Raw genomic sequence first — 18272 nt, forward strand, 5'->3', positions numbered from 1 at the left:
ATCACCATGAAAGGCATTATTCTGGCCGGTGGATCCGGTACGCGGTTGCATCCTATCACGCGAGGGATCTCGAAACAGCTGCTGCCCATCTATGACAAGCCGATGATTTACTATCCCCTGTCAGTATTAATGCTGGCAGGCATCCGCGAAATTCTGATTATTACCACGCCGGATGATATGCCGCACTTCCAGCGCCTGTTGGGCGACGGCAGCGAATTCGGCATCCGGCTGGCGTATGCGGCCCAGCCCAGCCCGGATGGCCTGGCGCAGGCTTTTATTATTGGCGAAACGTTTCTTAACGGCGAGCCGAGCTGTCTGGCGCTGGGCGATAATATCTGGTTCGGTCAGGGCTTCAGTCCCAAATTGAAAAAAGTGGCGGCGCGTAGTCAGGGCGCGACAGTTTTTGGCTATCAGGTTATGGATCCCGAGCGCTTTGGCGTGGTGGAGTTTGACGACGATTTCCGCGCGATTTCACTGGAAGAGAAACCCGTTAAACCCCGATCTAACTGGGCGATTACCGGGCTTTATTTTTACGATAGCCAGGTCGTGGAGTTCGCACGCCAGGTTAAGCCTTCGTCACGCGGCGAGCTGGAAATCACCTCTATTAACCAGCGTTATCTGGAACAGGGCGAACTCAGCGTTGAACTGCTGGGCCGTGGCTTTGCCTGGCTGGATACCGGTACGCATGACAGCCTGATTGAAGCCAGCACCTTTGTGCAAACGGTTGAAAAACGGCAGGGCTTTAAAATCGCCTGTCTGGAGGAGATCGCCTGGCGCAACGGCTGGCTGGATGATGGTGGCCTGCGCCGTGCGGCTCAGGCGCTGCAAAAAACCGGCTACGGTCAGTATCTACTGGATATCTTACATGCGCGTCCACGCCAGTATTAAAACGCTCGACTGGGAAAACGCCTTTTTCCAACACAACAGCGCTCAACTGGCATGGGATGCCTCCGCCACGCTCGATTTGGCGCAGCTCGACGCGTTTGATGTGGTGCAGGCAAAAGTCGACAGCCAGCAGACCGCACAGCTGGATACGCTACAGCAGCTGGGGTTCCACCTGGTGGAAGGAGAGGCGGATCTACTGCTTGCCGTCACCGCCGGGGAGCGTCAATCCGGTATACGTATCGCGCGACCGGAACATATTCCGGCATTGCGTACCGCCGCTGGCGCCGCTTTCGCTTACAGCCGCTTTCGCGCGCCCTGGTATCAGCCGCACGACAGCGCCCGCTTTTATGCGCAATGGATCGAAAACGCAGTACGCGGCACGTTCGATAACCAGTGTCTGATCGCGCATGATGAACAGGGCAAGCTGCAGGGCTTCGTTTCGCTGCGCGAGCTGGGCGTTGATGAGGCGCGTATCGGCCTGCTGGCGACCCTGCCGACAGCGCAGGGCCAGGGCGTTGGGACCCGGCTGATGCTGGCGGCGCTTGACTGGTGCCGGGCGCGGCGGCGTAACAAATTGCGTGTTGCGACGCAGCTCAGCAATCTGGCCGCAATGCGGCTCTATCTTCGTTGTGGTGCCTCTCTTGAGAGCACTGCTTACTGGTTATACAGGTAACGTCATGATTCCATTTAATGCGCCACCGGTGGTGGGAACCGAAGTTGAATATATGCAATCCGCCATGAGTAGCGGCAAGCTGTGCGGCGACGGCGGCTTTACGCGTCGCTGTCAGCAGTGGATGGAGCAGCGTTTCGGCAGCAAAAAGGTTCTGCTGACGCCCTCCTGCACCGCATCGCTGGAAATGGCCGCGTTGCTGATCAATATTCAGCCCGGTGATGAAGTGATTATGCCGAGCTACACTTTTGTTTCTACCGCCAATGCGTTTGTGCTGCGCGGCGCGAAGATTGTGTTTGTGGATGTGCGTCCTGATACGCTGAACATTGATGAAACCCGTATCGAAGCGGCCATCACTGAAAAAACGCGGGCTATTGTGCCGGTTCACTATGCAGGCGTTCCCTGTGACATGGACGTGATTATGGCGCTGGCGCGCAAGTACCAACTGTATGTGATTGAGGACGCGGCGCAGGGCGTCATGTCTACATACAAAGGGCGGGCGCTGGGCAGCATCGGCCACATCGGCTGTTTCAGCTTTCACGAAACGAAAAACTACACCGCGGGCGGTGAAGGCGGCGCCACGCTGATCAATGACAGCGCGCTGGTGGAACGGGCAGAAATCATTCGTGAGAAAGGCACTAACCGGAGCCAGTTTTTCCGTGGGCAGGTGGATAAATATACCTGGCGCGATATCGGCTCCAGCTATCTTATGTCCGATCTGCAGGCAGCCTATCTGTGGGCGCAACTGGAAGCGGCAACGCGGATTAATCAGCAACGGCTGCATCTCTGGCAGCGTTATCATGATGCCCTGAAGCCGGTTGCGGCTCGGGGCCGTATTGAACTGCCGGGCATCCCTTTAGATTGCCAACACAATGCCCATATGTTTTACATTAAACTGCGCGATGCGGACGATCGGGCGGCGCTGATTAACTGGCTAAAAGAGGCGGAGATCCTGGCGGTCTTTCATTACATTCCGCTGCATAGCTCGCCTGCGGGAGAGCAGTTTGGCCGCTTTGCGGGCGAGGATCGCTATACCACCGTTGAAAGCGAACGCCTGCTGCGTCTGCCGCTGTTCTATAACCTGTCAGATAACAATCAAAGCACCGTTATCAACTCTCTGCTGAGTTTCTTCTCCTGATATGTCATTAGCTAAAGCCTCGGTGTGGACCGCAGCGTCCACGCTGGTAAAAATTGCTGCCGGCTTGCTGGTGGTAAAGCTGCTGGCAGTCAGCTTTGGGCCGGAAGGAGTAGGGCAGGCGGGCAACTTCCGCCAGCTGATCACCGTGCTGGGCGTGCTGGCGGGTGCCGGTATCTTTAATGGCGTCACTAAGTATGTCGCGCAGTATCAACAGCAGCCGCAGCAATTGGCCGCCGTTACCGGCACTGCCGTCACCATGGTGCTGGGCTTTTCCACGCTGTTGGCGGTGATTTTTCTGCTGGCTGCCGCGCCCATTAGCCAGCTGCTGTTTGGTCACGATCGTTATCAGCAGGTGATTCGCATCGTGGCATTTTTGCAGATGGGTATCGCCTGGGCCAATCTGGCGCTGGCAATCATGAAAGGGTTCCGCGATGCGATGGGCAATGCGCTGTCGCTGATGGCAGGCAGCCTCATCGGCGTAATCGGTTATGTCATCTGTTACTGGCTGGGCGGCTATAGCGGCGCACTGGTTGGGCTGGCGCTGGTGCCGGCGCTGATCGCCATTCCGGCGCTGCTGCTGCTGATAAAGCGCGACCACCTGCCGCTGCGCGCGCTGGCACCGCGCTGGCGGAGTGAGTTGGCGCGTCAGCTGGCTAAGTTTACGCTGATGGCGCTTATTACGTCCGCTACGCTTCCTATTGCCTGGATGATGATGCGTAACCTGCTGGCAGCGCGCTATAGCTGGGAAGAAGTCGGGCTATGGCAGGGCGTTACCACCATATCCGATGCCTGGCTGCAGTTTATTACCGCCACCTTTAGCGTTTGGCTACTGCCGACGCTCTCACGCCTGAATACAAAAGCGGAAATCTCACGCGAGATTTTCCGCACGCTGCGTTTTGTGCTACCAGCGGTGGCTGCCGTAGGTTTTTGCGTCTGGCTGCTGCGCGATGTAGCGATCTGGCTGCTGTTTTCCAGCCAGTTCACCGGCATGCGCGACCTTTTTATCTGGCAGCTTATTGGCGATGTGCTGAAGGTTGGAGCTTACGTTTTCGGCTATTTGGTGATTGCGAAAGCCTCGCTGCGTTTTTATATTGCCGCCGAGCTTAGCCAGTTTGTTTTGCTGACCGCTTTTTCGCGCTGGTTAATACCGTCTTATGGTGCCATCGGCGCCGCGCAGGCGTATATGGCTACCTATATTGTCTATTTTGCGCTCTGTTTATGCGCTTTTTTGATTTATCGCCGAAGAGTATGACGACATTGATTCATGTACTGGGTTCGGATATTCCGCATCATAACCAGACTATCCTGCGTTTTTTTAATGATGTAATGCGGGAAGCGCAGCCGTGCCGCACGCCGCGCACCTTTATGGTCGTCAGCCAGGATATGACGCTGGCCGCCGCCTGGCCGGCATTGCAGGTGCAAATTTTTGCCAGTAAAAAAGCGCTGGCCCAGGCGGTGCTACAACGCGCGCGCGATCGGCAAACCCACTTTTTCCTGCACGGGCAGTTTAATCCCTGGCTGTGGCTGGCATTACTGAGCGGCAGTCTGCGGCGCAATCAGGTTTACTGGCATGTCTGGGGGGCGGATCTGTATGAAGAGTCACGCAGCCTGAAGTTCAGTCTGTTTTATCAGCTGCGTCGACTGGCGCAGGGACGAGTCGCGCACCTGTTCGCTACCCGGGGTGATATTAGCCATTATCAGCAGCGCCATCGGCGCGTGCCAGCTTCGCTGCTCTATTTCCCTACGCGTATGCATCAGGCGATGCCAGCGCGTCAGCGTCAGGATAAAACCTTTACGCTGCTGTTAGGTAACTCCGGCGATCCCAGCAATCGCCACATTCCGGCGCTACAGACTATCCGGCAACAGTTTGGCGAACAGGTCAGGGTGATAGTGCCGCTCGGTTATCCGCCCAATAATCAGGCTTATATCGATCAGGTAAGCGCTGCTGCACGCGATCTGTTTCCCCATGGGCAGGTGGCGTTGTTGACCGATAAAATGGCGTTTGACGACTATCTGCAACTGATCGCCGACTGCGACCTGGGCTATTTTGTTTTTGAGCGTCAGCAGGGCATAGGGACGCTTTGTCTGCTGATGCAGGCCAACGTGCCGGTGGTACTGAATCGGAAAAACCCGTTCTGGCAGGATATGGTGGAGCAACAGCTTCCCGTATTGTTTGATACTGATGCGCTGAGTCTGGACATTGTTGCTCAGGCTCGTCAGCAGCTTTCTGGCATAGATAAAACCGGCATCGCCTTCTTTGATCCAGCCTTTGTTAGCGGCTGGAAGCAGGCGCTCACGCTGGCAGAAGGAGGAGCGCAATGAGTCTCGCGCAGTTTGGTGGCCTGTTGCTGGTCTGGCTGGTGTCGCTGGGCTTTATTCTGACCCTGACATGGCGCGAATTCCGGCGGGTACGCTTTAACTTTAACGTCTTTTTCTCGCTACTGTTTTTGCTGACCTTCTATTTCGGCTTTCCCTTAACCAGTTTGCTGGTCTTCCGGTTTGATGTCACGGTAGTACCGCCGACGTTCTTATTGCAGGCGTTGCTGGCGGCCGGCAGTTTTTACGCCATTTATTATGTCAGCTATAAAACGCGTCTGCGGGCGCGACGGACTGATAGCGGGCGCAGCTTGTTGAGTGTGAATCGGGTAGAGGCGCATCTGATTTGGGGCATTCTGGCGCTGCTGGCGCTGGTAACCGTGGCGATATTCTTTATGCGTAACGGTTTTCTGCTGTTTCGCCTGCATGCATACAGCGAGATATTTTCCAGTGAAGTGTCCAGCGTGGCGCTCAAGCGCTTCTTCTATTTCTTTATTCCGGCAATGCTGGTGGTTTACTTCCTGAAGCCAGGACGACGCGCCTGGCTATTTTTCCTTGCCAGCACCGTTGCCTTTGGCCTGCTGACCTATGCCATTGTTGGCGGCACGCGCGCCAACATCATTATTGCGTTTGCCCTGTTTTTGTTCATCGGCATTATTCGCGGCTGGATCACGTTGTGGATGCTGGCGGCCGCCGGCGCATTCGGTATTGTAGGGATGTTCTGGCTGGCGCTGCGGCGCTATAACCTTGACGTCAGCGGCGCCGAGGCGCTGTACACATTTCTTTATCTGACGCGTGACACTTTCTCGCCGTGGGAAAACCTGGCGCTGCTGTTACAAAACTACGACAACATTCACTTTCAGGGGCTGGCGCCGATTGTTCGTGATTTCTATGTCTATATTCCCGGCTGGCTGTGGCCGAGCCGACCTTCACTGGTGCTGAACAGCGCGAACTACTTCACCTGGGAAGTGCTGAACAACCACTCAGGTCTGGCGATCTCTCCCACTTTGTTGGGATCGTTGATCGTAATGGGTGGCGTAGCCGCTATTCCGGTGGGCGCGGTTGCGGTGGGCCTGATTATTAAGTGGTTCGACTGGCTTTATGAAGGAGGCAAACAACACGCTAACCGCTATACCTCTGCAATCTTGCAAAGCTTCTGTTTCGGTGCGGTGTTCAACATGATTGTGCTGGCACGTGAAGGGCTGGACGCCTTCGTCAGCCGCGTGGTTTTCTTCTGCCTGATTTTTGCCGCCTGCGTGATGATAGCTAAGTTACTTTTCTGGCTGCTGGACAGCGCCGGTTTGATTCGTCCGCGTCGACGCGCTGGCATATTGGCGGAAACGCCTGCCGCGACGCCGGAAAGATGTGAGGATTATTAAAATGGATGTCACGCCGAAGGCGCCCCAATACCAGATTCGTGGCATCAGGCTGCACGCTTTTTCCGGCATGGCTGAATGCCTGGACTATCTTTGCCCGGATGGCAAGGCACGTAGCGGCACCCTGGTCGCCATTAATGCGGAAAAGGTGCTGGCCTATGAGGAAAACCCGGCGCTGCGTCAGCTGATTGATGCAGCGGAGATCAAATACCCGGACGGCATTAGCATTGTGCGCGCGATCCGCAAAAAGTATCCGCAGGCGCAGGTTACGCGCATCGCCGGGGCCGATTTGTGGGAAGCGCTGATGGCGCGTGCCGGGCAGCAAGGCATTCCGGTCTTTCTGATCGGCGGCAAGCCGCAGGTAATGGAAGAGACGGTAGCGAAGCTGCGCCAGCAGTGGCAGGTTAATATTGTGGGCACCCAGCACGGCTATTTCAGTGCAGACGACAGCGAAGCGCTTTTTAAACGCGTAGCACAGAGCGGGGCGCAGATCGTTACGGTGGCAATGGGGTCACCGAAGCAGGAACTGCTGATGCAGGCGTGTCGAAAGGTTTGTCCGCAGGCGCTCTATATGGGCGTAGGCGGCACTTATGATGTCTTTACCGGACATGTGAAGCGCGCGCCGGTTATCTGGCAGCGTTTGGGGCTGGAATGGCTTTATCGCTTGTTAAGCCAGCCCAGCCGTCTGCGTCGTCAGCTGCGTCTGATAAAATTCCTGCGTTATTACTATCGCGGTCAGTTATAAAGATCGGCTATTTCAGGGCGGCAAACGGCTAAATGAGGGGTTTTTATTCGTTTGCCGACCTGAACTGGCGTTTGTTTAGACGGAATGCACAAAGCGTAATCAAACGCGTTTTTTTATTAAAAAAGCACTGGACAGCTTGGGTGCAAATCCGTAGTATCCCCATCCGCAACGGCGCTACGCGCCCGTAGCTCAGCTGGATAGAGCGCTGCCCTCCGGAGGCAGAGGTCTCAGGTTCGAATCCTGTCGGGCGCGCCATTAATCGGGCGCAAGAGCTGCGGTGGTAACATTTACCGCGTTAGTAGTAAGAAGTAATGGTGGCTATAGCTCAGTTGGTAGAGCCCTGGATTGTGATTCCAGTTGTCGTGGGTTCGAGTCCCATTAGCCACCCCAACTTTTGCTGGAACATGCGAAGGTGGCGGAATTGGTAGACGCGCTAGCTTCAGGTGTTAGTGTCTTAACGGACGTGAGGGTTCAAGTCCCTCTCTTCGCACCAGGCAAAAGAAAGTAAGATAAGAGCATTATGTCGGCGAGTAGCGCAGCTTGGTAGCGCAACTGGTTTGGGACCAGTGGGTCGGAGGTTCGAATCCTCTCTCGCCGACCATCTTATTAACCTGCTTATGCAGGTTTTTTTGTATCTGATATTCTGCTTCTGCTTCTGCTTCTGCTTCTGCTTCTGCTTCTGCTTCTGCTTCTGCTTCTGCTTCTGCTTCTGCTTCTGCTTTATTTATTATCCCCAATGACCTTATCACAACCCGCCTGACGCCACTGTTTCAGCAACCGCTGCCGTGAATATGGATAGCGTGCATCCAGCATCTGCACAAAACCGAGCCGGTTTATATCAAAATGACGAAAATCGTTACGCAGCTCGCACCAGGCGGTCAACATCTTTCTCTCTGGTAAATAACCCAATGCAAAAGGCCAAAGCGTCCTTTCACTTTGCTTGCCTGTTTGATCTTCATAGCCAATACGTATCTTTAATCCTCTTCTGATAGCCATACGCAGCGTACTAAAATTTTCACTTTTTTCTTTTTTGTTTTCGGATCGGCCAACAAGCAACGTTGAATGGGTGAGAACCGGTTGAAGGCGAGCGGGCAGGACAGAGGCAATATTACTCAAAGTCTCATCTGCCGCCTGGCTTAAAGCCGCATCGCTATATAGCGAAACCCAGCGCAGCCCCAGGGCCAGCGCCTCCAGTTGCTCAGGAGTAAACATCAGGGGAGGCAACAGATAGTCTGCCGTAAGGATATATCCTGTCCCGGCTTCTCCCTGAATATCGGCTCCCTGGGTTCTCAATGAAGTAATATCCCGATAAAGGGTGCGTAAGCTGATATGTAATTCCTGAGCAAGATGATTACCGCTAACCGGATAGCGATGTCGGCGCAGGATCTGAAGAAGATTTAGCAGGCGTTCAGCCCGTTTTGGTCCTGATGCTGACACGTTCTGTCATGGCTCCCTGGCATAGTCATATCTTTCTGTGGTCAGGAGATTAAAGCATGGTAATGCCAAATTTGTTAATCCTCTATGTTTCGAGTCCGGAACAGAGCAGTATGTTTTATGAACGTCTTTTTGAAAAACCAGCGGATGTCGTGCTTCCCACCTGGGCCGCTTTTACTTTTGATAATGGTCTGAGCCTGGGGCTATGGTCGACTCAGGCAAAAGATTTTGTCTCAAACGGGCAGAATAATCGCACGGAGCTATGTTTTATGGTGACGAATAACGAGGCTGTAGAAGCGCTCTATACGCGCTGGGTCAGAGCAGGAGTGGAAATAGAACAGCCACCAAAAGATGCGGTATTTGGCAGAACTTTCGTGGCGCTTGATCCGGATGGGCATCGACTAAGAGTTTGCATCCCGGATACGTAACAAGGTTTTTGTTTAAGCGTATGCTGCTCTTGCTGTTTCTAACACGTATGTCTCTGACTAGAGACATATAATCTATTGATTATAAATAAACTCTTTTGGTTGGGTGTGGGCTGTCTCAAAATGGAGACAAATTATTGGCAGGCTGTCGCCTGTTTATGACAACGATATGCTGCTTAAAACAGGGCGTCAGACTATTTTTTCTTGATTCAAAGAGATAGACAATAACGGAAAAGATCAGCGCAGACTGGCACAGCTTATGCAATACTATTTGCGTAGATGCTCATTCCACCTCTTATGTTCGCTTCGGCTTCATAAACCAGGAATGATGCAGAGCCAAATTAGGGTACCCGTTGTCCAGCCAGCCAATATCGTTCGCCTTATTGGATTTAAGGGCACTACGTTGAGTCGGGTACCAATCCGGTTGTCTTACCGACCTGATCTTTACACCTGCCTGTTTTAGGCAGGTGTTTTTTTATCTGAGTACTGCATCGCTTATGCTGTTCCGGCAACAAGACGGCAATCGTCACGTCAGGAAAACAGCTTTGCTAAATTTTTATCGCGGATTACAGCACGCATAAAAAAGCCGGGTTTTATCCCGGCTTTTTTTACGCTGTTATTAGCGGTTATTTTTTAACGTCAGCAACAGACCTTCGCGACGCATCTGGGCGGCCTCTTCCGGATGATGCAGCTTATCCAGCGTATCGGCCAGCCAGGCGTAATCAAAACCATCCGGGCGCTGTTTCAGGGCTTCTCTGAACGCTTCACTTGCCTGCTGCCACTCGCCATGTTTCATTAACAGTTGACCCAGGGTGCTATAGAGCAATGGTGTAGCGCCGTGCTGTTTAATCTGCTGGCGCAGCGCTTTTTCCAGCTGTTCCGGATTGCCGGTTTTCAGTCGAGGCATCAGCAGGATCAGGCGCTCATCATAGTGACGCTTCAGCCCATCCAGCACGATCTGTTGAGCGGTATCATGATCGTCGCAGGCAATTAAATGATCCGCCATTGCCACCTGCAGCGCCGTTTCGTGGCGCGTTTTACGGGTCAGGCTTTGCCACCAGCGCTTCAGACCTTCGCTACCCTGTTCCGCCATCGCCTGGTTCATCAAACCCAGCCAGGCCTGCTGACGCAGCGCTTTAATATGCTCGTCATCTGCCACCTGCGTTTTTTCCATCGCCGGCAGGATATCGATCAGCGCGCTCCAGCCGCCGGTACGTATATAAGCCTGTTCCGCCAGGCGCAGCACTTCGGGATGGCGCGGAGCCACGTCCAGCAAACGATCGATGCCATGACGGGCAGCATGATCTTCATTACGCGCCAGCTGAAGACGAACGCGGGTAATTTCCACCGGGATAGGATCGTTATGCGCCAGCTCTGCAGCTCTTTCCAGATGCTGGTTCGCCCGCATCTCATCGCCGCGTTGCTGTGCCGCCTCCGCCGCCAACAGGTAGTTGACCACTGGCTGCTCAGCATGATCGGCATTGCGCGAAAGCAATTTTTCTACCTGGCGATAGTCGCCTTCCGCCAGCTTAAGCAGCGCTTCATGCGTTTGGCGACGGGCGCGATTACGTTTGCGCCCCATAAACCAGCCGCGGGTTTTAGCGCCGGTACGGAACAGGCGACGCAGCAACCATTCCACGGCCAGGATCACCAACAGCGAGATAATGAGCATGATCGCCAGGCCGGTTACGCTGGTTTCAATATTCCAGTTGTCGGTCTGGATCAGCACATAGCCCTGATGACCCGCAATCATAGGACCGATAACCACACCGGCAATCAGCAACAGAAATAGTATAAAAACTTTTAGCATCGTTACTCTCCCTGCTGCGGCTGTGCTGCCGGTTCAGCGGGCTGCGCCAGCAGGTTACGCACCCGCGTTTGCATCAGCTTGTCCAGCAACGGCTGGCTTTCCAGCGACTCCGGAATTTCCATTGAAACCGTCTGCTGGCTTAAATCATCAAGCTGCGCCAGGAAAGATTTGGTGCTGGCATCGCTGGTATCAAACCAGGCGCGTACCCAGGTCGATACGGTATCCACCGACTGCCGATAGATCTCATCCTGATGACGCGGCACCGCCTGGGCGGCAATAAGCAGGCGTGAGCGAATATTTTCACGCAGGTAAACATCCTGATTCGGCGCTAACAGCGGCTCTGCAGTATTGTCGCGGCGGCGGATGGTAATAAAATCATCCATAAAGTTGTGCCAGCTTTTTACCAGGTTCTGACGCCATTCTCGCAGCGAAGAGCTAAGTTCATTACTGTCAGCATCCATGGGCGCATCATCGCTGTCGTTATCCGCCAGACGCAGATTATCGACGCCGTTAGAGAGCTGATTCAGCTTTAAAATAATGCCGTCATAGTCAACCTGGCTCACCGCCGAAAGGTTGCTGATATCCTGGGTAATAGCCCGACGCACCGGAACCAGACTGGGATCGTTCATATCCGCAAGGCTGGCATCAGCACTTTTCAACAGCGCCGCTGCGGTAGTCACATCCTGATCGCTCCACAGCTTACGCCCGGCCAGTTTTACCAGATAATCGGCCTGCGCCAGTAGCCAGGTTCGAGAATCGTTACCTGAAATGGTGGCCACTTTTTCTTTCAATTCATCCAGCTGTTGGCTCAGGGCTGCCTGCTGGGCCTGGGCGGTATGCAGTTCGTTGCTCTGCGTGCTCAGCTGTTGTTTCAGCTGCGCTTTTTCGCGTTCGCTTTGCTGCGTCAGCGCGGAGATCTGTTCGCTTAACGTCTGGCTGACCTGCGCCTGTTGCTGCGCCTGATGACGCCCATTGACCCATAGCCCAGCCCCAATCGCCAACGCAACTACAATCGCCAGAGCACCCAGCGCGGTGCCGGTTTGGCCTGATGATTTACGCGTCGGTTTTTTTGCAGGCGGAGTCGTGGTTTCTACCGCAGGCGTTGTCTCTTCAACCATGGCGGAGGAATCTTTTTGTTCCGTCATTGTGGCACATCCCATTTTCAAGTTGTTTGTAACGCGCGCACCAGCGCGTCGTTATCAGCACCATCAGCTACCTTGATATTACGCCAGCCAAGTTCCTGGGCCAGGGTAGCCAAACGTTCGCTGACGACCAGTAGCCGACAGCCCAGCAGCCATTCCTCACGATCTATCGCAGGGAATAACCGATGAAGTTGTTGCAGCATCTCGCCGCTGGTGACCACCAGCGTATCAATACCGCGGTCACGCCAGCGTTTTCCTTCGCTGGGGCCATGATAAAACTTTTCACAACGCTGGTAGCACTCCAGGAAGCGAACCTCGGCTCCGCGCTGCGCCAGCGTGGTGCCAAGCAGTTCGCGACCACCGTTGCCGCGTAGGATCAACGCTTTTTTACCCTTCAGCCGCCGCAGCGTGGGCAATTGCAACAGCATTTCGCTGGTTTCATGCTCTGGCGGCCAGAGGACGTTCTGCCCGCACGCACGATGCAACGCCAGGGCGGTAGTGCGCCCTATAGCATAATAGTCCAGCGAAGCGGGCCATGTTAAACCCGTCTGCTGCAAACAGGGCTGCGCGTAATGCATAACATGCTGAGAAAGGACAAAAACCAAGTCGCCAGGCGCCAGGGCAGTAAGCTGCTGCGCCAGCTGCGCCAGTTCACGCCCAGGGGAAAACTCAATTAATGGAAAGCTCCAGGCCGTATGACCCAGCGCACACAGGCGCGTCACCAGCTCATCGCCTGAGGGGGAAGGGCGGGTAACAAGAATGCTCATGCTGGAGGATTTCCCTGATAAACCTCGCGCAAGATCTCTCGTGCGCCGTTCTGAAGCAGTTCATCCGCCAGGGAGATACCCAGCTGCTCCGCCTGAGTGCGCGGGCCGCGACGTTCGCCACGGATCATGGATGTACCATCTGGTGAACCCACCAGGCCGCGTAGCCAAATATCATCGCCTTCAAGCACGGCATAGCTACCGATCGGAACCTGACAGCCACCTTCCAGCCGCGTATTCATAGCGCGTTCCGCTTTTACACGCGTCGCGGTATCGTCATCATTTAATGCCGCCAGCAGCATAATGGTCTGTTCATCGTCCAGACGACACTCAATCCCCACGGCACCCTGACCCACGGCAGGCAAAGAAACTTCGGCGGGGATGGCATAACGAATGCGATCCTGCAGGCCGAGGCGTTTCAGACCGGCGGCAGCCAGAATAATGGCGTCATATTCACCAGCGTCCAGCTTTGAGAGTCGCGTACCGACGTTGCCACGCAGCGAGCGAATCGTCAGGTCGGGCCGTAGCTCCGCCAACTGACACTGACGACGCAGGCTGGAGGTGCCGACCACAGCGCCCTGCGGTAACGCATCCAGCGTGGCGTAGTGATTCGAGACAAAGGCGTCCAGCGGATCTTCGCGCTCACAAATGGTGACCAGGCCCAAACCTTGCGGAAATTCTACCGGCACATCTTTCATAGAGTGCACCGCGATATCGGCCCGGTTTTCAAGCATCGCCAGTTCGAGCTCTTTGACGAAAAGCCCCTTGCCGCCTACTTTTGCCAGCGGGGTGTCAAGAATAATGTCGCCGCGCGTTACCATCGGCACCAGCTCCACCTGCAGCCCCGGATGACAGGCCATCAGACGCTGCTGAACATATTGTGCCTGCCATAACGCCAGTGGACTTTGTCTGGTGGCAATTCTTAAAATTTTATCTAACATGCTTGATACCGTTTTGATCGTTCATTGATTATCCTATCATTGATACAGGAAGGCTGTCAGTTTCCACGATTTTTAGACGAGTAAAGGAAAGCGTAAAAGGGACAGGACAGATCGATCGGTGGATAAAGCGTGCTAAACTGTTAAGTAGCGCAACTTTCTTTACGGTCAATCTGCCAGGTGTTAGATTGATCACGTTTCCAGCAGTAATCTGCCCGAAAAATTTTTTAATGAAGCGGCGGAGTACGGAAACAGGGTTATTTATAAGCACTGGGACAATCAGGCGAGACGTCTTGTACCTCTACATTGAGACACTGAAACAGAGACTGGATGCCATCAACCAACTGCGTGTCGATCGCGCACTGGCTGCAATGGGCCCTGCTTTCCAGCAGGTATACGGTCTGCTGCCAACCCTATTACATCATCATCATCCTTTGATGCCGGGTTACCTTGAAGGTAACGTTCCCTACGGCATCAGCTTCTACACGTCCGATGAAAGCCAACTGCATTATTTGCAGGAAATTGAACGCAAGTCGAGCCAGCCTGTCGCGATACCGCCCAAAGGAGAGATGCCGATTACCGGCCTCTATTCTATGGGCAGTACCTCTTCCGTTGGACAGAACAGCACTTCCGACCTGGATATTTGGGTTTGCCATCAGTCATGGCTGGATGGTGAAGAGCGTCTGGCGCTGCAGAAAAAATGTCAGCTGCTGCAGAAGTGGTGCGCGGCGATGGGCGTTGAAGTCAGCTTCTTTCTGATCGACGAGAATCGCTTTCGCCATAATGAAAGTGGCAGCCTGGGCGGCGAAGATTGCGGCTCAACGCAGCATATATTACTGCTGGATGAGTTTTATCGTACCGCCGTGCGTATGGCAGGCAAGCGCATCCTGTGGAATATGGTGCCGGGTGAAGAAGAAGAGCATTACGACGACTACGTGATGTCGCTTTATGCGCAAGGGGTGCTCACGCCAAATGAATGGCTCGACCTGGGCGGGCTAAGTACGCTTTCTGCCGAAGAATATTTTGGCGCCAGCTTGTGGCAGCTCTATAAAAGCATCGACTCGCCCTATAAAGCCGTATTGAAAACCCTGCTGCTGGAGGCTTACTCCTGGGAGTATCCCCAGACTCGCCTGCTGGCTATGGATATCAAACAGCGCCTGCACGATGGCGAAATCGTGTCGTTCGGTCTTGATCCCTACTGCATGATGCTGGAGCGCGTAACGCACTATCTGACCAGCATCGACGATCATGCCCGACTCGATCTGGTACGGCGCTGCTTTTACCTGAAAGTCTGTGAAAAACTGTCGCAGGATGAAAGCGCGCATCGCTCCGGCTGGCGGCGCGAGATTCTGGCGCAGCTGGTCAGCGAATGGGGTTGGGACGAGGCGCGTCTTGCGGTGCTCGATAGCCGGGCCGACTGGAAAATCGAACGTGTGCGTGAAGCGCATAATGAACTGCTGGATGCGATGATGCAGAGCTATCGCAATCTGATTCGTTTTGCGCGCCGTAACAACTTAAGCGTTAGCGCCAGCCCGCAGGATATTGGCGTGCTGACGCGTAAGCTGTATGCCGCTTTTGAAGCGCTGCCGGGCAAAGTGACGCTGGTTAACCCGCAGATTTCGCCCGATTTGTCCGAAACGCATTTAACCTTTATTCATGTTCCGGCCGGGCGTGCTAACCGGTCAGGCTGGTATCTGTATAACCAGGCGCCGGATATGAGTTCGATTATCAGCCATCAGCCGCTGGAGTATAACCGCTACCTGAATAAGCTGGTGGCCTGGGCCTGGTTTAACGGCTTACTGACGGAAAGAACCCGTCTGCATATTAAAGGCAACGAAATCTGCGATCTGGCGCGGTTGCAGGAGCTGGTAGCGGATGTTTCGCACCATTTCCCGCTGCGGCTGCCGGCCCCTACGGCGAAAGCGCTCTACAGCCCGTGCGAAATTCGTCATCTGGCGTTGATCGTTAATCTGGAATATGACCCGACCGCCGCCTTCCGTAATCAGGTCGTGCATTTTGATTTCCGTAAGCTGGACGTGTTCAGCTTTGGCCAGCAGCAGCAGTGCCTGATCGGCAGTATCGACCTGCTTTACCGTAACTCGTGGAATGAAGTGCGTACGCTGCACTTCAGCGGCGAGCAGGCGATGCTGGATGCGTTAAAAACCATTCTCGGTAAGATGCATCAGGATGCAGCACCGCCCGATGCGGTTGAAGTGTTCTGCTATAGCCAGCATCTGCGCGGGCTGATCCGTACGCGCGTCCAGCAGCTGGTTTCCGAATGCATTGAGCTGCGTCTCTCCAGCACGCGTCAGGATCCGGGCCGCTTTAAAGCCCTGCGCGTCGCCGGTCAGACATGGGGGCTCTTTTTTGAACGCCTGGGCGTCTCGGTGCAGAAACTGGAAAACGCGGTGGAATTTTACGGCGCGATTTCCAACAACAAGCTGCACGGCCTGTCGATTAAAGTTGAGACCGAGCAGGTTCAGCTGCCGCCGGTGGTTAATGGCTATGCCAGCGAAGGGATCATCCAGTTCTTTTTTGAGGACACCAATAACGATAGCGGCTTCAATATCTATATTCTGGATGAGGCCAATCGCATTGAGGTTTATCACCACTGCGAAGGCAGCAAAGAGGAGCTGGTGCGCGATGTGAGCCGCTTCTACTCCTCTTCGCACGATCGTTTTACCTACGGCTCCAGCTTCGTTAATTTCAACCTGCCGCAGTTTTACCAAATTGTCAGCGTAGATAATCGCACCCAGGTCATTCCCTTCCGTAGCCAGACTCTCACCCAGCTGTGCGCTAACCAGCCGGACAGCAACGACTATCCGCAGCGCTTCCAGGTTTACTAAGCCAGTAGCATCACGCTGTTGCAGCCACCCGGACCGGCGTCTGCCAGACGATCACGTTATCCCGGGCAATGCCCTTTTCCTGGTAAATTTTCGAGACAGGTCTTAAGTGTGCGGCTGCGCTTCTCCCTTATTTTGCTTATGGCACGGGCTGTTTTTTCGCCAAAACCTTGTTGTTAACCATGCAGGGATAGCTATGAGCAAACGTAAGGATATTATTGATCCCCAGGCATCAGGGACAAAAGAGTATGGGTTGATCTATTCAGAAGTTTTAGGCTGGATAGATTTAGGGCATGCGCGTGGGGGTGATATAACGGATTGCCTTGGACAAATGGAAAGGGGCGAGGCCAGCGGGCAGCCTTACTATCTGGTTGAGTATCAGCAAACAATGACGTACAAACAGGTTCGTACCGGCCGCTGTTCGCGCTGGAATATCAAACGAGGGCGAACGCTTGCAGAAAGGCACAGCATTACGCTGGCGATGATGATGGAAACGGCGATTGCGTTCGAGAACTGGCAGTCGATGCCGTTTTTTAGCTGGTACACCGACAGCGGCTTCAGCGCTGAGGATTTGGTTTCAGATCTGTTGGGCTTTTATAAAGTTGTGCAGCCACAAAATTACTGGCCCTGGCTGAAAATAGTCAGCAAAGAGGCGGCGCTCAGGCGCTGGGACTACTATGGCGCGCTGGGCAGTTTTAAAAACAAAGGATTTAACCCGCTGCTGTTCCCGGATCCCGCTGATACACGTATTCCTCATAATCCTTATAAAGGCAGGCTACCGAATTTTATGATGTCGATTAGGCCATTTACCCGGTTTGATTCTGATATTGTCCGTCGTATTGATGCCGGGGCGCAGGTTACTGTGGGATGGGAACGTTAATAAAAAATATGAAATGGCTAACGCGCACGCTGGGGTTAACGGTGGTAATGGTTATCGCCCTGGTTTTAGCCGACTGTAAAATGATGGGCTTGGCAGAAAAGAGCCCTGGTTTTAAACAGAGCGACTGGTGGCTTTATTACTCTTACGTTGATAACGAGCTCAAAAATGCGCCGCGTATTTCAGATGATTATTACTTTCGCTATGGGATGATGGACGGTCCTTCGCCAGAAATGAGCGCTATTATCTTTAATGGCGCAACGGATACCGCTGAGTTAGAAAACTACCTGACGGCTTTAGGATATCGGTATGTCCCTGACGATGAGTGGGGCGGACACTGGGAAAGAGAGGGCCGGCGGAAAACTGAATTTTATATATGGCAAAATAAAGAGCAGCAGATCATCCGGTTGACGAAATATAGTTTATAAACCAAAGCCCCGCTGGGGCTTTGCCTCTTAAACCGTCCCAGGCTCAAACCCGGCAAGCGCTTAACTCAACGTGATCTTTTCGCCCGCCTGCGCGCTACAGGCTTCCGACAGCAGTTGCCAGAATTCAGCGCCGCTGCGGTTGCAAATCCAGCTACCGCTTTGATAATCGAAATGGTAACCGCCACCTTTGGTCGCCAGCCACACCTGGTGCAGCGGCTCCTGACGATTGATAATAATTTTGCTGCCGTTCTCAAACGTAAGCGTCATAATTCCGGCATGGAGTTCATAATCGATATCGCTGTCGCCCTCGTAAGCGTCAAGCTGCCCGGTGTCACGCTGCATATCGTCTGGAAAGGGCCGGGAAATCCGCTCTATCTTCCCCATTTTCGAGACAGGTCTTAAGTGCGCGGCTGCGCTTCTCCCTTAATTTGCTCATAGTACAGGCTGTTTTTTCGCCAAAACCTTGTTGTTAACCATGCAG

The 18272-nt window shown here is 54.0% G+C and carries 17 protein-coding genes and 4 tRNA genes; 15 read left to right on the plus strand and 6 right to left on the minus strand.

Annotation, left to right across the window (positions count from 1 at the left end):
• The first annotated feature begins 6 nt into the window (after positions 1 to 6).
• From rfbA to ACQE3Z_RS19700, 11 genes are all read left to right on the plus strand, one after another.
• The gene (gene rfbA, locus ACQE3Z_RS19650) at positions 7 to 888 is read left to right on the plus strand and encodes a glucose-1-phosphate thymidylyltransferase RfbA (protein WP_426975079.1); all 882 of its coding nucleotides are present in this window, start codon (positions 7 to 9) and stop codon (positions 886 to 888) included.
• Positions 866 to 1558 (plus strand): dTDP-4-amino-4,6-dideoxy-D-galactose acyltransferase, encoded by a 693-nt coding sequence (rffC, locus tag ACQE3Z_RS19655; RefSeq protein ID WP_426975080.1) that lies wholly within the window; start codon positions 866 to 868, stop codon positions 1556 to 1558. The genes rfbA and rffC overlap by 23 nt, the downstream gene beginning before the upstream one ends.
• 4 nt (positions 1559 to 1562) lie before the next feature.
• Positions 1563 to 2693, plus strand: a complete 1131-nt coding sequence (gene rffA / locus ACQE3Z_RS19660) for a dTDP-4-amino-4,6-dideoxygalactose transaminase (RefSeq protein WP_426975081.1) — start codon at positions 1563 to 1565, stop codon at positions 2691 to 2693.
• A 1-nt stretch (position 2694) separates the two neighbouring features.
• Complete coding sequence (gene wzxE / locus ACQE3Z_RS19665; RefSeq protein ID WP_426975082.1) at positions 2695 to 3945, plus strand: lipid III flippase WzxE; 1251 nt, start codon at positions 2695 to 2697, stop codon at positions 3943 to 3945.
• Positions 3942 to 5015 carry a TDP-N-acetylfucosamine:lipid II N-acetylfucosaminyltransferase gene (locus ACQE3Z_RS19670; protein WP_426975083.1) on the plus strand — a complete coding sequence of 358 codons (1074 nt, stop codon included), beginning with the start codon at positions 3942 to 3944 and terminating at the stop codon, positions 5013 to 5015. Before wzxE ends, ACQE3Z_RS19670 begins: the two co-directional genes overlap by 4 nt.
• Positions 5012 to 6388, plus strand: coding sequence for an ECA oligosaccharide polymerase (gene wzyE / locus ACQE3Z_RS19675; RefSeq protein ID WP_426975084.1), 1377 nt, complete (start codon positions 5012 to 5014; stop codon positions 6386 to 6388). Before ACQE3Z_RS19670 ends, wzyE begins: the two co-directional genes overlap by 4 nt.
• 1 nt (position 6389) lies before the next feature.
• On the plus strand, positions 6390 to 7130 hold the full coding sequence (gene wecG / locus ACQE3Z_RS19680; protein WP_426975124.1) for a lipopolysaccharide N-acetylmannosaminouronosyltransferase: 741 nt from the start codon (positions 6390 to 6392) through the stop codon (positions 7128 to 7130).
• A 178-nt stretch (positions 7131 to 7308) separates the two neighbouring features.
• Positions 7309 to 7385, plus strand: a tRNA-Arg gene (locus ACQE3Z_RS19685).
• Between the two features lie 59 nt (positions 7386 to 7444).
• A tRNA-His gene (locus tag ACQE3Z_RS19690) sits at positions 7445 to 7520 on the plus strand.
• 16 nt (positions 7521 to 7536) lie between these two features.
• Positions 7537 to 7623, plus strand: a tRNA-Leu gene (locus ACQE3Z_RS19695).
• Positions 7624 to 7654: 31 nt separating this feature from the next.
• Positions 7655 to 7731: transfer RNA gene (locus tag ACQE3Z_RS19700), tRNA-Pro, on the plus strand.
• Positions 7732 to 7850: 119 nt separating this feature from the next.
• Here ACQE3Z_RS19700 and ACQE3Z_RS19705 read toward each other — a convergent pair.
• Positions 7851 to 8567, minus strand: coding sequence for a helix-turn-helix transcriptional regulator (locus ACQE3Z_RS19705; RefSeq protein ID WP_426975085.1), 717 nt, complete (start codon positions 8565 to 8567; stop codon positions 7851 to 7853).
• Between the two features lie 56 nt (positions 8568 to 8623).
• On the opposite strand from ACQE3Z_RS19705, the gene ACQE3Z_RS19710 reads away from it, so the two are divergent.
• Positions 8624 to 8992 carry a VOC family protein gene (locus ACQE3Z_RS19710; protein WP_426975086.1) on the plus strand — a complete coding sequence of 123 codons (369 nt, stop codon included), beginning with the start codon at positions 8624 to 8626 and terminating at the stop codon, positions 8990 to 8992.
• A gap of 616 nt (positions 8993 to 9608) precedes the next feature.
• On the opposite strand, the gene hemY is transcribed toward ACQE3Z_RS19710, so the two are convergent.
• From hemY to hemC, 4 genes are read right to left on the minus strand one after another with little or no spacing between them, the layout of a single operon-like run.
• On the minus strand, positions 9609 to 10799 hold the full coding sequence (gene hemY, locus ACQE3Z_RS19715) for a protoheme IX biogenesis protein HemY (protein ID WP_426975087.1): 1191 nt from the start codon (positions 10797 to 10799) through the stop codon (positions 9609 to 9611).
• Positions 10800 to 10801: 2 nt separating this feature from the next.
• Positions 10802 to 11944, minus strand: a complete 1143-nt coding sequence (hemX, locus tag ACQE3Z_RS19720) for a uroporphyrinogen-III C-methyltransferase (RefSeq protein ID WP_250651140.1) — start codon at positions 11942 to 11944, stop codon at positions 10802 to 10804.
• 17 nt (positions 11945 to 11961) lie between these two features.
• Positions 11962 to 12708: a uroporphyrinogen-III synthase gene (gene hemD / locus ACQE3Z_RS19725; RefSeq protein WP_426975088.1), complete on the minus strand. Its 747-nt coding sequence runs from the start codon at positions 12706 to 12708 to the stop codon at positions 11962 to 11964.
• The gene (gene hemC, locus ACQE3Z_RS19730; RefSeq protein WP_085069454.1) at positions 12705 to 13646 is read right to left on the minus strand and encodes a hydroxymethylbilane synthase; all 942 of its coding nucleotides are present in this window, start codon (positions 13644 to 13646) and stop codon (positions 12705 to 12707) included. Before hemC ends, hemD begins: the two co-directional genes overlap by 4 nt.
• A gap of 290 nt (positions 13647 to 13936) precedes the next feature.
• Between hemC and ACQE3Z_RS19735 the strand changes: the two genes are divergently transcribed.
• From ACQE3Z_RS19735 to ACQE3Z_RS19745, 3 genes are all read left to right on the plus strand, one after another.
• Positions 13937 to 16489 (plus strand): class I adenylate cyclase, encoded by a 2553-nt coding sequence (locus ACQE3Z_RS19735; RefSeq protein ID WP_426975089.1) that lies wholly within the window; start codon positions 13937 to 13939, stop codon positions 16487 to 16489.
• A 193-nt stretch (positions 16490 to 16682) separates the two neighbouring features.
• A complete protein-coding gene (locus ACQE3Z_RS19740) occupies positions 16683 to 17366 on the plus strand; it encodes a hypothetical protein (RefSeq protein ID WP_426975091.1) in 684 nt (227 codons plus the stop codon).
• On the plus strand, positions 17354 to 17791 hold the full coding sequence (locus ACQE3Z_RS19745; protein ID WP_426975092.1) for a hypothetical protein: 438 nt from the start codon (positions 17354 to 17356) through the stop codon (positions 17789 to 17791). The genes ACQE3Z_RS19740 and ACQE3Z_RS19745 overlap by 13 nt, the downstream gene beginning before the upstream one ends.
• 60 nt (positions 17792 to 17851) lie before the next feature.
• On the opposite strand, the gene cyaY is transcribed toward ACQE3Z_RS19745, so the two are convergent.
• Positions 17852 to 18133 carry an iron donor protein CyaY gene (gene cyaY / locus ACQE3Z_RS19750; protein ID WP_426975125.1) on the minus strand — a complete coding sequence of 94 codons (282 nt, stop codon included), beginning with the start codon at positions 18131 to 18133 and terminating at the stop codon, positions 17852 to 17854.
• Positions 18134 to 18272: the final 139 nt, after the last annotated feature.

This window comes from Pantoea sp. FN0307 (assembly GCF_050113815.1).
GTDB classification, from domain to species: Bacteria; Pseudomonadota; Gammaproteobacteria; order Enterobacterales; family Enterobacteriaceae; genus Mixta; species Mixta alhagi.

What these genes read in the sequence shown, in the direction of transcription:
- hemY (WP_426975087.1), bottom strand. Translation starts at nt 10,799, where the DNA reads ATGCTAAAAGTTTTTATACTATTTCTGTTGCTGATTGCCGGTGTGGTT.
- ACQE3Z_RS19670 (WP_426975083.1), top strand. Translation starts at nt 3,942, where the DNA reads ATGACGACATTGATTCATGTACTGGGTTCGGATATTCCGCATCATAAC.
- ACQE3Z_RS19710 (WP_426975086.1), top strand. Translation starts at nt 8,624, where the DNA reads ATGGTAATGCCAAATTTGTTAATCCTCTATGTTTCGAGTCCGGAACAG.
- ACQE3Z_RS19745 (WP_426975092.1), top strand. Translation starts at nt 17,354, where the DNA reads ATGGGAACGTTAATAAAAAATATGAAATGGCTAACGCGCACGCTGGGG.
- wzxE (WP_426975082.1), top strand. Translation starts at nt 2,695, where the DNA reads ATGTCATTAGCTAAAGCCTCGGTGTGGACCGCAGCGTCCACGCTGGTA.
- hemX (WP_250651140.1), bottom strand. Translation starts at nt 11,944, where the DNA reads ATGACGGAACAAAAAGATTCCTCCGCCATGGTTGAAGAGACAACGCCT.
- rfbA (WP_426975079.1), top strand. Translation starts at nt 7, where the DNA reads ATGAAAGGCATTATTCTGGCCGGTGGATCCGGTACGCGGTTGCATCCT.
- hemC (WP_085069454.1), bottom strand. Translation starts at nt 13,646, where the DNA reads ATGTTAGATAAAATTTTAAGAATTGCCACCAGACAAAGTCCACTGGCG.
- ACQE3Z_RS19740 (WP_426975091.1), top strand. Translation starts at nt 16,683, where the DNA reads ATGAGCAAACGTAAGGATATTATTGATCCCCAGGCATCAGGGACAAAA.
- wzyE (WP_426975084.1), top strand. Translation starts at nt 5,012, where the DNA reads ATGAGTCTCGCGCAGTTTGGTGGCCTGTTGCTGGTCTGGCTGGTGTCG.
- rffC (WP_426975080.1), top strand. Translation starts at nt 866, where the DNA reads ATGCGCGTCCACGCCAGTATTAAAACGCTCGACTGGGAAAACGCCTTT.
- wecG (WP_426975124.1), top strand. Translation starts at nt 6,390, where the DNA reads ATGGATGTCACGCCGAAGGCGCCCCAATACCAGATTCGTGGCATCAGG.
- rffA (WP_426975081.1), top strand. Translation starts at nt 1,563, where the DNA reads ATGATTCCATTTAATGCGCCACCGGTGGTGGGAACCGAAGTTGAATAT.
- hemD (WP_426975088.1), bottom strand. Translation starts at nt 12,708, where the DNA reads ATGAGCATTCTTGTTACCCGCCCTTCCCCCTCAGGCGATGAGCTGGTG.
- cyaY (WP_426975125.1), bottom strand. Translation starts at nt 18,133, where the DNA reads ATGCAGCGTGACACCGGGCAGCTTGACGCTTACGAGGGCGACAGCGAT.